Genomic DNA, 12,717 nt, shown 5'->3' with positions numbered 1-12,717 from the left:
AAGCGCGCAAAGGAGAGAAAATTTACTCAACAAGGCGATTCACAGTACGGTTGATCCCGTTCTTCATCAGGGATTCTCCCGCAGGTGCTGCGCCAGGATAACCTCATAGACCGTTTCCAGCAGTCCCGGCCCCGTTTCACGGTGAATCTGAACCGCACTATCGACAATACCCGTTCCAATCTCGTTTTCTGTCATTAGCCGCCTGTCCCTTTGCGTGCTTTGCGCCTCTGCGAGAGCATCAATCCGGCAAATGACCAATAGCTCAGAGCGCCTCGATCGTTCGAGGCAAAACTGACATCCCGTTGTCAGCGTTGTTTTTCAGGCCTTACAGGCCGTGAAATTTATACAAAATCATAGGCTTGATCGCTTGTCTGCGTCGGTCCTTGCCCACGAATTTTTCCGAGGAGGCATTTGTTTGAGCTGCCGACAGGATCTTTCTGGCAGGCAGGTGAAATATTGTTCCCGGATATGCAGAAATCGTTATAGCAACATGTTGCGTCAGTCTTATCAGGCGCAGCAGCGGCGGGGTAAGAGACGGAAGCTGTTGTTGATAGAGGAAAAGGGTGGTAAATGTTTGCGATGTGGTTACGCAAGAAACCACGCGGCGCTGGACTTTCACCATATAGATCCGTCGTCCAAAGGGTTCGCGCTGGATCTGCGTGCCTTGTCTAACCGAAAATGGCGAAAGGTTCTTGATGAGGCAGAGAAATGCATATTACTCGGCTCAAACTGCCATGCTGAGGAACACCATCCGGACTGCGCATTCGGTTAATATTGCGCAGGCTGGAGATGATCAGGGGGTTACTCGATTTCCAGGAAGCTGCGCAGCTGTTCCGAACGGCTCGGGTGGCGCAGCTTGCGCAGCGCCTTGGCTTCGATCTGGCGGATACGCTCGCGGGTAACGTCGAACTGTTTGCCGACTTCTTCCAGCGTGTGATCGGTATTCATGTCGATACCGAAGCGCATGCGCAACACTTTCGCCTCGCGCGGTGTCAGGCCGGACAGTACACCCTGTGTGGCTTCCTTCAGCCCGGCGCCGGAGGCGGAATCCACCGGTGAGTCGATGGTGGCGTCCTCGATGAAATCGCCAAGATGGGAATCTTCATCGTCACCGATCGGAGTTTCCATGGAGATCGGTTCCTTGGCAATCTTGAGCACCTTGCGCACCTTGTCTTCCGGCATGTCCATGCGATCGGCCAGCTCTTCGGGGGTAGGCTCGCGGCCCATTTCCTGAAGCATCTGGCGGGAGATGCGGTTCAGCTTGTTGATGGTCTCGATCATGTGCACCGGGATACGGATGGTGCGCGCCTGGTCCGCGATGGAGCGCGTGATAGCCTGGCGAATCCACCAGGTGGCATAGGTCGAGAACTTGTAACCGCGACGGTACTCGAACTTGTCCACGGCCTTCATCAGGCCGATGTTGCCTTCCTGGATCAGGTCGAGGAACTGCAGGCCGCGGTTGGTGTACTTCTTGGCGATGGAGATCACCAGTCGCAGGTTGGCTTCCACCATTTCCTTTTTGGCGCGACGCGCCTTGGCTTCACCAATCGACATGCGTCGGTTGATGTCCTTGATTTCGCTTACGGTCAGGCCGGCTTCCTTCTGGATGGCAACCAGCCGGTTCTGTGCGCGCAGGATCTCTTCCTTGTGCTGTTCGAGTACAGATGAGTACTTGTGGCCGCCCTTGATCTGGGAGTCCAGCCACTTGAGATCGGTCTCGTTGTCCGGGAACGAGGTAATAAAGTCACGGCGCGGCATATGCGCATCGTGCACACAGATGTTCATGATGATGCGTTCGTGCGAGCGAATACGATTCACCGTGCTGCGCAGGTTCTGGGTCAGCGTTTCCACCATGCGCGGCGACAGCTTGATGTGCATCAGGTGGTCGACCAGTTGCTCGCGCAGCTTTTTCAGTTTTGCCTGGTTCCTGCTCTTGCTGGCGAGGCCGGTCTGGATCTTTTCGTGCAGGTCTCTCAGTTTGGCAAAGAACTCACGGGTTTCTTCCGGATCAGGACCGGTGTCGACAGGGGCTTCGTCTTCCTCGTCCTCGTCGCTGTTGGCTTTCTTTTCTGCTTCGGCCTGCCGTGAGGCCGGTGTCGGAATGGGTGCTTCAACCGCATTCGGATCGATAAAGGTACTGAACAGGTCGGCAAGACGGGCTTCACCGGCTTCCACGCGATCGTATTCCGCCAGCAACAGGGCTGACGAGGCCGGGTAGCTGGCCAGTGCTGAATAGACCTGGGCAAGGCCATCTTCAATACGCTTGGCGATTTCGATTTCGCCTTCGCGGGTCAACAGTTCAACGGTGCCCATTTCACGCATATACATGCGCACGGGATCGGTGGTGCGGCCAAATTCACTGTCGACCGTGGCCAGTGCGGCGGCGGCTTCCTCGACGGCGTCTTCGTCCGTGGTGGTGGTTTCGCTGGACAGAATCAGCGCATCGGCATCCGGCGCGGTCTCGTGGACCTGGATGCCCATGTCGTTGATCATGCCGATGATGTCCTCGATCTGGTCAGGATCGACGATTTCATTGGGTAGATGGTCATTGACTTCGGCGTACGTCAGAAAGCCCTGTTCCTTGCCTTTGGCAATGAGCAGTTTAAGTTGTGACTGTTGATCCTGGTTTATCACCTGAACTATTCCCCGTATCTTCTGGATGTTGCGCCGACAAAAAGTCAAACGACCATTATAGCTGAAGCTGGCTGTATTAGCCATGTCTGTTACATCGCGGTCGCGCTAGCCGTTTGTTGGGTGCGGCGCTACAAGCAACGCTTTTAACTCATTTTTTTCAGATTCGCTGAGTTCCTGTTGGCGACTCTGAAATAGCAGCAGTTCCACACGGTAGCGGTTCCGTTGTTCTACCAGACGCTGTATGGCGTCCCGAAATTCCTCACCCAGTCCTTCGGGGGGTAAATCCAGTGGCGTACCCGCGAGTCTGGCGAGGTGCTTTTCCTCGGGCTGTCCGCGCCAGTGTTCGAGTATTCCACCTGTCGACAGGTGGGGGCTTTCATGAAGGATTTCAAGTAGCCTGCTGAGCAGCGCAATGCCCGCTACCTCGAGATCCTCAAACCCGCAGGGTATTTGTACGGTTTCCGCCAGTTGCGGCTGTTCCAGCAGCAGGCGTATTGCCGCTCGAACCGGGCTGCGTCCGCTATGACCGGTTTGAGGCCGCGGAGGTTCCTGTTGCTGTGTATTTCCACCGCGAAATACACGGTCTTGCAGCTTTGCCGTATTCATGCCGCTGCGTTCGGCCAGTTGATTGAGCATCAGGTCCCGGAACACCGAGTCCGGCATGCTCTGTAGCAGTGGTTTGGCCAGTTCAACCAGTCTTGCGCGTCCGTCCACACTTCCCATATCGACCTGTTGTTGCAGGTGTTCAAAGAAAAAGTGTGAAAGTGGTACCGACTCGACAGTTTTTTTCCGGAAAGCCTCTGTACCGATGCTGCGTACCAGGCTGTCGGGGTCTTCCCCTTGTGGCAGGAACAGGAAACGTGCCTCCCGGCCATCACGCATCACTGGCAGGGCGTTTTCCAGGGCGCGCCAGGCGGCACGGCTGCCGGCGGCATCGCCGTCGAAGCAGAACACGACCTCGCGAACGGTGCGATACAGGCGCTCCAGGTGGTCGGGTGTGGTTGCCGTGCCCAGCGTGGCCACCGCATGGGTCAGGCCGAACTGCGCCAGTGCCACCACGTCCATGTAACCCTCGACAACCAGCAGGCGCTCCAGTTTCTGGCTGGCCCTGCGCGCCTCGAACAGGCCATAGAGCTCCTGCCCCTTATGAAATACCGGGCTTTCCGGGCTGTTCATGTATTTGGGTTTTTCATCTCCCATCACCCGGCCGCCGAAGCCGATGGTGCGACCGCGCCGGTCGCGAATGGGGAACATGATGCGGTCGCGGAAGCGGTCGTAGAGACCGCCTTCGTCACGTTTGACCAGCAGGCCCAGTTCCACCGCCAGTTGCTGGTTGTGGGTGTCGCTGCCGAGGAACTTCAGCAGTCCGTCCCAGCCGGGCGGGGCGTAGCCGAGGCCGAAGGTGGCAGCAATCTCGCCACTCAGGCCACGCTCCTTCAGGTAGTTAATAGCGCGTTCTGCCTGTGCATGTTCGCGCAGCTGGCTGCGGTAAAAGCGATCCACACGCTCCAGCAGGGAGTAGTGGTCGTCACGGCGCGGATCCTTGCGGGGGGCATTGCCGTCTTCGCGCGGCACCTCGACGCCAATGCCACGCGCCAGTTCCTCGATGGCCTCGGGGAATTCCAGGTGGTCATAATCCATCAGGAAGCCCACGGCACTGCCGTGTGCGCCACAGCCAAAGCAGTGATAGAACTGCTTGCTCGGGCTGACGGTGAAAGAAGGCGTTTTTTCGTTATGAAACGGGCAGCAGGCCTGGTATTCGCGCCCGGCCTTTTTTAACGGCACCCGGGCGTCGATGACTTCGACAATGTCGACGCGGTTGAGCAGGTCATCGATGAAGTTTTGCGGGATGCGGCCGGACATGAAGCCTATGGTAGGGGATGCGCAGGGCAGGGTATAGGCGCAATAACGGGGCTCTGGTGAGGTAAATCAGCTGGACAGCCGGGCCTTGATCTTGCCGCTGACGGCGCCCATGTCGGCACGGCCCTGCAGCTTGTCCCTGAGCTGGCCCATGACCTTGCCCATGTCTTTCATGCTGGCGGCGCCGGTGGCTTCGATGGCGGCATCGATCAGGCTGTCGATTTCCGCCTCGCTGAGCTGTTCGGGCAGGTAAGCCTGGATGATTTCCAGTTCGAAACGCTCCTGCGCGGCGAGGTCTTCGCGGCCGGCTTTTTCGTACTGTTCCAGCGAGTCGCGGCGTTGCTTGGACATTTTGTCCAGCACCACGGTGATCTGCGCGTCATCGAGTTCGATGCGCTCATCCACTTCACGTTGCTTGATGGCGGCCAGAATCAGGCGCACGACGCCAAGCTTCTGCTTGTCGCCGCCACGCATGGCAGCTTTCATGTCCTGCTGGAGGGTATCCTTGAGGGCCATGTTCAGGCAGACAAAAGGGGCTTAGTACAGGCGGGTGCGACGTGCGTTTTCGCGAAACATCTTCTTCGCGTGGCGCTTTACGGCAGCGGCTTGCTTGCGCTTGCGTTCCTGGGTGGGTTTTTCGTAGAACTCACGGCGGCGGACTTCCGACAGGATGCCGGCCTTTTCACAGGAGCGCTTGAAGCGACGCAGGGCGACTTCGAAGGGCTCGTTTTCGCGTACTTTGACTTGTGGCAAACCAGTTCCTCTACAAGGAGATTTCAAGGGGCGCGTAGTGTATCAGCGCCGGAGGAAAAGGTAAAATTTTGCTGTTTTTCTGTATAATCAGGTGCCTGAAAGGCTGTTAGCAGAGAGTGTACGCATGGATAAAAGCAAAATGGACGAACTGGTGGCGGCCACGCACAGGTCCCGGGATGCGCGGGAACTGGGCTATCGGGAGCAGGCGCTGAAGCTGTATCCGTGGATTTGCGGTCGTTGCGAACGCGAATTTACCCGTGAAAATCTGCACGAACTGACGGTGCACCACCGCGATCATAATCATGACTATAACCCCAGCGATGGCAGTAACTGGGAGTTGCTGTGCCTGTACTGTCACGATAATGAGCACCAGCGTTTGCTGGAGGCGGACCAGCAGGGCACTGGCAAGCCGGTATCCGCCGGGCCGGGTGCTGCACCCACCAGTACTCACAAACCGTTTGCCGGGCTGGAATCCCTGTTAAAAAAATAACCCCGGCAAAATCCCGGTGAAAGGCGTGATTTGTACGTCATGCCGGCGCAGGCCGGCATCCAGCGCATCCGCCTGAGCCACGATGTCGCCGGTTTCGGTGCGGGTCGGCGACCGGTACCATACCCGCCATGCGTATCCTCGGTATTGAATCTTCCTGCGACGAAACCGGTCTGGCCCTGTTCGACACCGAACAGGGCCTGCTGGCGCACGCCCTGCACAGCCAGATTCCCCTGCACGCGGAATACGGTGGCGTGGTGCCGGAACTGGCCTCGCGCGATCATGTACGCAAGACCCTGCCGTTACTGCGCAGGGTGCTGGAGCAGGCAGAAACACAGCCACAGGATATCGACGGGGTGGCTTATACAGCCGGCCCCGGCCTGGTGGGTGCGTTGCTGGTCGGTGCGTCCATCGGCCGCAGCCTGGCGCTTGCCTGGGACGTGCCGGCGGTCGGGGTGCACCATATGGAGGGTCACCTGCTGGCGCCCATGCTGGAAAATCCCGCACCGGATTTTCCTTTTGTGGCGCTGCTGGTGTCAGGCGGGCATACACTGCTCGTCGAAGTGCAGGGGATCGGCCGGTACAAAATTCTTGGTGATACGCTGGACGATGCAGCTGGCGAGGCGTTCGACAAGACCGCCAAGCTGCTGGGGCTGGATTATCCCGGTGGCCCGGTACTGGCAAGGCTGGCCGGGAAAGGGAATCCGGGGCGCTTCAAATTTCCTCGCCCCATGACCAACCGGCCGGGACTGGATTTCAGCTTCAGCGGTCTGAAAACCTTTGCCCTGACAACCTTCCAGGATAACGACAAGGACGAACAGACGCGTGCCGATATCGCCCGGGCGTTTCAGGATGCGGTGGTGGATACCCTGCTGATCAAGTGCCGCCGTGCCCTGCAACAGACGGGCGTCATGCGGCTGGTGATCGCCGGTGGCGTTGGCGCCAACCGGGCGTTACGTGAGGGTCTGGAGCGGATGACGGGAGAAACGGGTGCGGAGCTGTTTTTCCCGCGGCTGGAATTCTGTACCGACAACGGCGCCATGATTGCCTACGCTGGCGCCTGCCGCCTGCAGGCCGGCGAGCGACAGAGTCAGGAAATCGAGGTACGCCCGCGCTGGTCGCTGGAGGAATTGCCGGCGCTGGCGATGTCGTAAGGATCGGCGGGGCGGCGAAAGCTGGTCTGTTACTGGACTGTCATGCCGGCGCAGGCCGGTATCCACGGCGCAGGAACTTCTTAATCCGGGTTTTCCGGGGCATTTTTATCGTTGCTAATACTACCTTCCTCGCCGCGTAGCAGATTGCGGATATTTGAGCGATGCCGCCAGAACAATAGTGTACCCATGAAAATTACCGCCGCCAGCAGCACCGGCTCGTCAGGTTTCAGCCACAGGACATACAGTGGCGTAAGCAGGATGGCGATTAACGCGGCCAGCGATGAAATTTTGAAGCCCTTGGCAATCACCAGCCAGCTGGTAATCGTCAGTAATCCCACCGGCCAGTACAAACCCAGCAACACCCCCAGCACTGTGGCCACGCCCTTGCCACCGCGAAAGCCGAAGAACACCGGGTACAGGTGGCCCAGGAAGGCAGCCACGGCCACAGCCGATTGAACGGTCATGTCTGCGCCCAGCGCCTTTACCGCCAGCACCGGTAACAGTCCCTTGAGCATGTCGCCCGCCAGCGTGATGGCGGCTGCTTTCCTGCCGCCGATGCGCAGCACATTGGTCGCCCCCGGGTTACCGGAGCCGCCGCTGCGCGGGTCGGGCAGCCCCATCAGGCGACAGGTAATAATGGCCGAAGACAGCGAGCCGAGCAGGTAGCCGGCCAGTGTGTAAAGCAGGTTGGTGATCATGTGGCTATTGGAAGGCTTTAGCCGGCCCTGGTCAAGCCGTCCATCCACAATCCCCGTGCTGGTTCAATCCAGGTAACCTGTATATAGTTGGCAGCCTCTGAAGTGCCTGAAAGTTTCAGCTATGGATATCATTTTTATTCGTGACCTGCGTATCGATACCGTAATCGGTATCTACGACTGGGAACGCGCCATCAAGCAAACCATTCATCTCGACCTGGAAATGGCAACGGACATTGCCAAGGCGGCGGCGAGTGATCACATCGATGATACGTTGAACTACAAGGCTGTCTCCAAACGCGTGATAGCCTTCGTGGAAGAAAGCCGTTTCCAGCTGGTTGAAACGCTGGCAGAGCGGATCGTGGAACTTGTACTCAGCGAGTTTGATGTGCCATGGATGCGATTGACGCTGAATAAAGGCGGGGCAGTACGTGGCGCCCGGGGCGTGGGTGTCATCATCGAACGCAGCAAAGGGAGTTGAGTGAATGACCAGAGCCTATGTCAGTGTCGGAAGTAATATCGACAGGGAAAAAAATGTCGCGGCGGCGATCGAGCGCATGCAACAGGAATTCGGCGAGCTGGAATGTTCGCGTACCTGGGAAACGGCCGCCGTCGGTTTCGAGGGTGACCGGTTTTATAATCTTGTGGTTGCTTTTGATACGGCCTTGTCCGCGCAGGATCTGGCAAAGCTGTTGCGCCGCATCGAGGACGAGCTGGGTCGTGACCGCAGCGGCGGCAAGTTCAGCTGTCGCAGTATCGACCTGGATCTGCTGTTGTTCGATGACCTTGTGCTCGATGAAGACGGACTGAAACTGCCGCGTCCGGAAATCCTCGAATATGCCTTTGTACTGCGTCCGCTCGCAGAGATCGCCGGTGACATGAAACACCCTGTTACCGGTTTTAGCTTCGCGATGCTCTGGGATTACTTCGATCCCACCTCGCAGCCCATGTGGCCGGTTGAGCGCTGACGCCCGTCGATGTCGAACCAGGCGACGCCACCGGATGCCGAGGCATGTGCGCTCAGTGCCCGGCTGGTGGAGCGTATCAGCGGGCTGGCTCAACAGCGCGGCGGCTTTCTTCCTTTTGATGTATATATGGATGCTGCGCTGTATACACCCGGCCTGGGGTATTACAGTAACGGCCTGACGCCGTTCGGCGAGCAGGGTGATTTTGTGACAGCGCCGGAATCCGGCGACCTGTTTGCGCGTTGCCTGGCGCGTTCCCTTGTTCCCGTGCTGCAGCAGCCCGGTGCTGCGCTGCTGGAGCTTGGCGCCGGTAGTGGTGTTCTCGCCGCCGATTTACTCGCTGCCCTGCAGGCACGGAATGCGCTACCTGAACGTTATGCCATTGTCGAACGCAGCCCCGCCATGCGTGCCCTGCAGCAGGCGCGGATGGCGCAATTGCCGGAGACATTGCAGGCGCGGGTCGAGTGGCTCGAGGAACTGCCGGGACAATGGACGGGGGTTATTTTCGCTAACGAGGTGGCTGATGCCTTGCCGGTCAAACGGTTTCACTACCGGGAACGTGGTGAGGTGTTCGAGCAGGGCGTTGACCTGTCCGGCAGCGCATTGCGGTTGCAGGAAATCGAGGCAGAACCCGGCGACAGGGCGCGCATCACAGCGCTGGCACAGCAATACGGCTGGGAGGGTGACTACCGGACAGAATACTGCCCGGCGCTGAATGACTGGGTTCAAAGCCTGGCGAACTGCCTCAAACAGGGTCTGTTGTTGCTGGTCGATTACGGTTACGGGCGTGCCGAGTATTACCACCCACAGCGCAGCATGGGCACTCTGATGTGCCACTATCGCCACCAGGCGCATGACAACGTACTCTGGTATCCCGGTCTGCAGGACATCACGGCATTTGTCGATTTTACTGCGGTGGCGGAAGCGGCCACCGACAGCGGTGCGGATTTTGTCGGCTACACCAGCCAGGCGCGTTTCCTGGTGGGCGCCGGTATTGACCGGGTCATGTCTGAAGCCGACCCGCACGACCTGCCACGGTTCCTGAAAATGACCAGCGACGCCAAGCGACTGATGTTGCCCGGTGAGATGGGCGACCGCTTCAAGGTCATTGGTTTTTCACGAAACCTTGACGTGGAAGTTCCCGGTTTTGATTCACAGGACCTGCGCAGTCGGTTATAAAGCACATTCATAATAACGAAGTTGAATCATGGATACGCTGCACGCTATCGTCCTTGCCCTGGTGCAGGGTCTGACAGAATTTCTGCCAATCTCAAGCTCCGCCCATCTTATTCTGGTGCCTGTGCTGCTGGGCTGGGAAGACCAGGGGCTGGCATTTGACGTTGCCGTGCATTTCGGCACCCTGACAGCCGTAGTGGTGTACTTCCGGCGTGAGCTGCATGGCATGTCCGTGTCGTGGCTGGAGTCACTGCATACCCGTAACCCTGACCAGGAAGCCATGCTCGCCTGGGCCGTGCTGCTGGGCACCATTCCGCTGGGGCTGACCGGGCTGGTATTCCATGACGAGATTGCTACCTACCTGCGTTCGCCGCTGGTGATTGCCAGTACCACCATCCTGTTTGGTCTTGCGCTCTGGTATGCCGATGTGAAAGGTGTGCAGACACGCTGCGAATATCGCATGGGCCCATGGCGTGTAGCCGCGGTTGCCTTTGCCCAGGTGCTGGCGCTGATCCCCGGTACCTCGCGTTCCGGTATAACGATGACAGCGGGGTTGCTGGTGGGGCTGGATCGCAAGGCGGCCGCGCGCTTTTCTTTCCTGCTGTCAGTGCCGGCCATTGCCATGGCCGCGCTTTACGAAACAAGGAACCTGGTCGAAGCCACAGAGCCGGTTGAATGGAAGGCCATGGCAATCGCTATCGTGCTGTCAGGACTGAGCGCCTATCTGTGTATTCATTATTTCCTCAAGCTGCTTGACCGGGTTGGCATGTTGCCATTCGTCATCTACCGGTTATTTCTCGGGGTCGTGCTGTTCGCACTGTTTTTGTAGATGTTGTTTCCGGCAGCCTGGCGCTGCTTCAGTGCACGTTTGATTTCCTGGCAACGTTTTTCCTTTATGGCAGCACCGATTGCGGGGCCTTTCAGTGAGCTGTCTTCAATATCGGCTGCGCTGATAGCGGCGGCCTTTTGTCTGGCATGGTCGAGTTGCTGCGCGCGGTTGCGGGTGATGCGTTCCGTGATGACATAAGTATCGAGCAGTTTGTGCCAGCGGGCGGGATCGTGAAGTGCACGCGTGGATTCCATGATGCCCAGTAACGCGCAGGGATCATTGCTTGTGATGCTCGCTTCGTGCTCGATGGCGTTGACGGCCAGTGTCAGGTAGTCGCCGGGTATACGGAAGCGTTGGCAGATGGTTTTTGTGTTGGCGATACGTTGTGTAGTTGACTGGTCAGCTTGCAATGACAGTAGCAGTACCGCAAAGCGAACCTGTGTGTCGTGGGTTTCTTCCGCGCTGTGTCTGAGTGCAGCGAGTGCGTCCGGGAGTGTATCCGGTTTTGTGTGGGTGCCGGTATTGTTGGCCCATGCAGCCTCGATTTCCGGGAACAGAACCGTCAGTGCACCGCAGCCGTGTAACACGGTAAAAAACTTTTCCGGTGCATCGGTCGCCAGCGCTTTTTCCAGTTCGGCCCACACCCGTTCAGGCACCAGGTGGTCGACTTCACCCTCCGTCACCATTTTTCGCATCAGGGCATTGGTGCCATGGGTGACGCTGAAGCCCATTTTCCCGAAGCGTGCGGCAAAGCGCGCCACACGCAGGATGCGTACCGGGTCTTCGGCAAAGGCCGGGCTGACGTGACGTAGCTTGCCGAGTTGCAGGTCTTCCTGACCGCCGTAAGGGTCGATCAATTCACCTTCCGGACTTTCGGCCATGGCGTTGATGGTCAGGTCACGGCGCTTTAGATCCTCTTCGAGCGTAACGTCAGGTGCAGCATGAAAGGCAAAGCCTTTGTAACCGGGCGCGGTTTTTCGCTCGGTGCGGGCCAGGGCGTACTCTTCTTTCGTTTCCGGTTGAAGGAACACGGGGAAATCCTTGCCGACCTGTTTGTAGCCGAGATCGAGCATTTCCTGCGGTGTGGCGCCCACCACCACCCAGTCACGTTCCTGGACGGGCAGTCCGAGCAGCTTGTCGCGTATGGCACCGCCGACCAGGTAAATTTTCATCCGTGGCGGCGGGCGCTGGTTCGAAACCGGAAGTAACGGGCACGCATGCTGGCGTCACCCAGGTAGGTGGGCACAACCGACTCCACCGATCGCAGCGGGAGGCCGGGTTCGGGTAGCGCGTTGTTCCTGCACACGCTGTCAATTTGCAGGGAGTAGTAGTTGTCCAGGCTGAACGGTTTGACGGGTAGCAGACCCAGCATCATGGCTTGCAGTCGCGAGAGGATATCGGGTAATTCGATCACTATTGTCCTGCGCCCGGTAAGGCGTGCCGTGTAGCGCACCAGTTCGCCAAGGCTGTATTCCCGTGGACCGCACAGGTCCAGTCGCTGACCAACCAGGCTGTCATCCTTCAATGCCGTGACGAAGGCATCGACGACATTGCCAATATAGACCGGCGAAAAACGTGCTTTGGCACAGGCCAGCGGGAACACCAGCGGTGACATCGCCAGCAGTGAGGCGAAGCGATTAAAGAAGCTGTCACGCGGGCCGAAGATCACCGACGGCCGGAAGCTGGTGGTATCGATGCCCGGTGTCTGGTGTACCAGGTCTTCGCCGGCACCCCTGGTTTTCAGGTAACGGCTGTGTGATTCATTCACGTTGGCGTTGAGTGCGCTCATGTGCAGCAGACGTGTCACGCCGACCTCGCGCATGGCCTTGACGACAGCGCCGGGTAGTTCGACATGTGCGGTCTGGAATCGGCTTCTGCCGGACTCATTGAGGATGCCGACCAGGTTGATGACCACGTCGGTATCACGCAGCAGGGCGGTCAGGCGGTCGTGGTGACAGGGGTTGGCTTCCACCAGTCGCACGTTGGGGTGCACGCGGAACTCACGGTGCCGTGCCGGGCGCCGGCTTGGTACGGTAACACTGTGGCCCAGATCAGCCAGCCGGAAAACCAGGTGCGAGCCAACAAAGCCCGTGCCGCCGAGTACACAAATACGCAATGCTTTCATGTCATGCCTTTGCTGTGATGGATGGGGTGACCGGGCACA

15 protein-coding genes are annotated in these 12,717 nt (G+C 58.5%); 6 read left to right on the top strand and 9 right to left on the bottom strand.

What is annotated here, in order from left to right; genetic code table 11:
* Positions 1-66 precede the first annotated feature (66 nt).
* The 6 genes from ACW81B_RS05140 to rpsU form a co-directional block, all read right to left on the bottom strand.
* Positions 67-195: a GxxExxY protein gene (locus tag ACW81B_RS05140; protein ID WP_491579142.1), complete on the bottom strand. Its 129-nt coding sequence runs from the start codon at positions 193-195 to the stop codon at positions 67-69.
* Positions 196-325: 130 nt separating this feature from the next.
* Positions 326-622: a hypothetical protein gene (locus tag ACW81B_RS05135; protein ID WP_491579141.1), complete on the bottom strand. Its 297-nt coding sequence runs from the start codon at positions 620-622 to the stop codon at positions 326-328.
* 179 nt (positions 623-801) lie between these two features.
* Positions 802-2,634, bottom strand: coding sequence for an RNA polymerase sigma factor RpoD (gene rpoD, locus ACW81B_RS05130; RefSeq protein WP_491579140.1), 1,833 nt, complete (start codon positions 2,632-2,634; stop codon positions 802-804).
* Between the two features lie 105 nt (positions 2,635-2,739).
* Positions 2,740-4,497, bottom strand: coding sequence for a DNA primase (dnaG, locus tag ACW81B_RS05125; RefSeq protein WP_491579139.1), 1,758 nt, complete (start codon positions 4,495-4,497; stop codon positions 2,740-2,742).
* Between the two features lie 66 nt (positions 4,498-4,563).
* Complete coding sequence (locus ACW81B_RS05120; RefSeq protein ID WP_491579138.1) at positions 4,564-5,010, bottom strand: GatB/YqeY domain-containing protein; 447 nt, start codon at positions 5,008-5,010, stop codon at positions 4,564-4,566.
* A gap of 21 nt (positions 5,011-5,031) precedes the next feature.
* Positions 5,032-5,247, bottom strand: coding sequence for a 30S ribosomal protein S21 (gene rpsU, locus ACW81B_RS05115; RefSeq protein WP_491579137.1), 216 nt, complete (start codon positions 5,245-5,247; stop codon positions 5,032-5,034).
* Positions 5,248-5,371: 124 nt separating this feature from the next.
* Here rpsU and ACW81B_RS05110 point away from each other — a divergent pair, with 124 nt between their 5' ends.
* Entirely contained in the window at positions 5,372-5,737 is a 366-nt protein-coding gene (locus ACW81B_RS05110; protein ID WP_491579136.1) for a YajD family HNH nuclease, read from the top strand.
* Between the two features lie 128 nt (positions 5,738-5,865).
* A complete protein-coding gene (tsaD, locus tag ACW81B_RS05105; protein ID WP_491579135.1) occupies positions 5,866-6,888 on the top strand; it encodes a tRNA (adenosine(37)-N6)-threonylcarbamoyltransferase complex transferase subunit TsaD in 1,023 nt (340 codons plus the stop codon).
* Between the two features lie 80 nt (positions 6,889-6,968).
* On the opposite strand, the gene plsY is transcribed toward tsaD, so the two are convergent.
* Positions 6,969-7,586 carry a glycerol-3-phosphate 1-O-acyltransferase PlsY gene (plsY, locus tag ACW81B_RS05100; RefSeq protein ID WP_491579145.1) on the bottom strand — a complete coding sequence of 206 codons (618 nt, stop codon included), beginning with the start codon at positions 7,584-7,586 and terminating at the stop codon, positions 6,969-6,971.
* Between the two features lie 121 nt (positions 7,587-7,707).
* On the opposite strand from plsY, the gene folB reads away from it, so the two are divergent.
* The 4 genes from folB to ACW81B_RS05080 are packed head-to-tail and all read left to right on the top strand — an operon-like array spanning position 7,708 to position 10,553.
* Complete coding sequence (gene folB / locus ACW81B_RS05095) at positions 7,708-8,064, top strand: dihydroneopterin aldolase (RefSeq protein WP_491579134.1); 357 nt, start codon at positions 7,708-7,710, stop codon at positions 8,062-8,064.
* A 4-nt stretch (positions 8,065-8,068) separates the two neighbouring features.
* Positions 8,069-8,551: a 2-amino-4-hydroxy-6-hydroxymethyldihydropteridine diphosphokinase gene (folK, locus tag ACW81B_RS05090; RefSeq protein WP_491579133.1), complete on the top strand. Its 483-nt coding sequence runs from the start codon at positions 8,069-8,071 to the stop codon at positions 8,549-8,551.
* Positions 8,552-8,560: 9 nt separating this feature from the next.
* On the top strand, positions 8,561-9,727 hold the full coding sequence (locus ACW81B_RS05085) for a class I SAM-dependent methyltransferase (RefSeq protein ID WP_491579132.1): 1,167 nt from the start codon (positions 8,561-8,563) through the stop codon (positions 9,725-9,727).
* A 28-nt stretch (positions 9,728-9,755) separates the two neighbouring features.
* Complete coding sequence (locus tag ACW81B_RS05080; RefSeq protein ID WP_491579131.1) at positions 9,756-10,553, top strand: undecaprenyl-diphosphate phosphatase; 798 nt, start codon at positions 9,756-9,758, stop codon at positions 10,551-10,553.
* On the opposite strand, the gene ACW81B_RS05075 is transcribed toward ACW81B_RS05080, so the two are convergent.
* Together ACW81B_RS05075 and ACW81B_RS05070 are read right to left on the bottom strand one after the other, a co-directional pair.
* Positions 10,508-11,725: a tRNA nucleotidyltransferase/poly(A) polymerase-related protein gene (locus tag ACW81B_RS05075; RefSeq protein ID WP_491579130.1), complete on the bottom strand. Its 1,218-nt coding sequence runs from the start codon at positions 11,723-11,725 to the stop codon at positions 10,508-10,510. The two genes, ACW81B_RS05080 and ACW81B_RS05075, sit on opposite strands and share 46 nt — an antisense overlap.
* Positions 11,722-12,678, bottom strand: coding sequence for a complex I NDUFA9 subunit family protein (locus ACW81B_RS05070; protein WP_491579129.1), 957 nt, complete (start codon positions 12,676-12,678; stop codon positions 11,722-11,724). Before ACW81B_RS05070 ends, ACW81B_RS05075 begins: the two co-directional genes overlap by 4 nt.
* Between the last annotated feature and the right edge of the window lie 39 nt (positions 12,679-12,717).

It is taken from the genome of Thiogranum sp. (assembly GCF_058323355.1).
Note: the sequence above shows the minus strand (reverse complement) of the source record. Positions and strands in the feature narration are given on the sequence as shown.

Excerpts from the sequence above, each read along its gene's own strand:
- ACW81B_RS05140 (WP_491579142.1), bottom strand. The coding sequence starts at position 195 with ATGACAGAAAACGAGATTGGAACGGGTATTGTCGATAGTGCGGTTCAG.
- ACW81B_RS05135 (WP_491579141.1), bottom strand. The coding sequence starts at position 622 with ATGGTGAAAGTCCAGCGCCGCGTGGTTTCTTGCGTAACCACATCGCAA.
- dnaG (WP_491579139.1), bottom strand. The coding sequence starts at position 4,497 with ATGTCCGGCCGCATCCCGCAAAACTTCATCGATGACCTGCTCAACCGC.
- ACW81B_RS05120 (WP_491579138.1), bottom strand. The coding sequence starts at position 5,010 with ATGGCCCTCAAGGATACCCTCCAGCAGGACATGAAAGCTGCCATGCGT.
- ACW81B_RS05110 (WP_491579136.1), top strand. The coding sequence starts at position 5,372 with ATGGATAAAAGCAAAATGGACGAACTGGTGGCGGCCACGCACAGGTCC.
- tsaD (WP_491579135.1), top strand. The coding sequence starts at position 5,866 with ATGCGTATCCTCGGTATTGAATCTTCCTGCGACGAAACCGGTCTGGCC.
- plsY (WP_491579145.1), bottom strand. The coding sequence starts at position 7,586 with ATGATCACCAACCTGCTTTACACACTGGCCGGCTACCTGCTCGGCTCG.
- folB (WP_491579134.1), top strand. The coding sequence starts at position 7,708 with ATGGATATCATTTTTATTCGTGACCTGCGTATCGATACCGTAATCGGT.
- folK (WP_491579133.1), top strand. The coding sequence starts at position 8,069 with ATGACCAGAGCCTATGTCAGTGTCGGAAGTAATATCGACAGGGAAAAA.
- ACW81B_RS05085 (WP_491579132.1), top strand. The coding sequence starts at position 8,561 with ATGTCGAACCAGGCGACGCCACCGGATGCCGAGGCATGTGCGCTCAGT.
- ACW81B_RS05080 (WP_491579131.1), top strand. The coding sequence starts at position 9,756 with ATGGATACGCTGCACGCTATCGTCCTTGCCCTGGTGCAGGGTCTGACA.
- ACW81B_RS05075 (WP_491579130.1), bottom strand. The coding sequence starts at position 11,725 with ATGAAAATTTACCTGGTCGGCGGTGCCATACGCGACAAGCTGCTCGGA.
- ACW81B_RS05070 (WP_491579129.1), bottom strand. The coding sequence starts at position 12,678 with ATGAAAGCATTGCGTATTTGTGTACTCGGCGGCACGGGCTTTGTTGGC.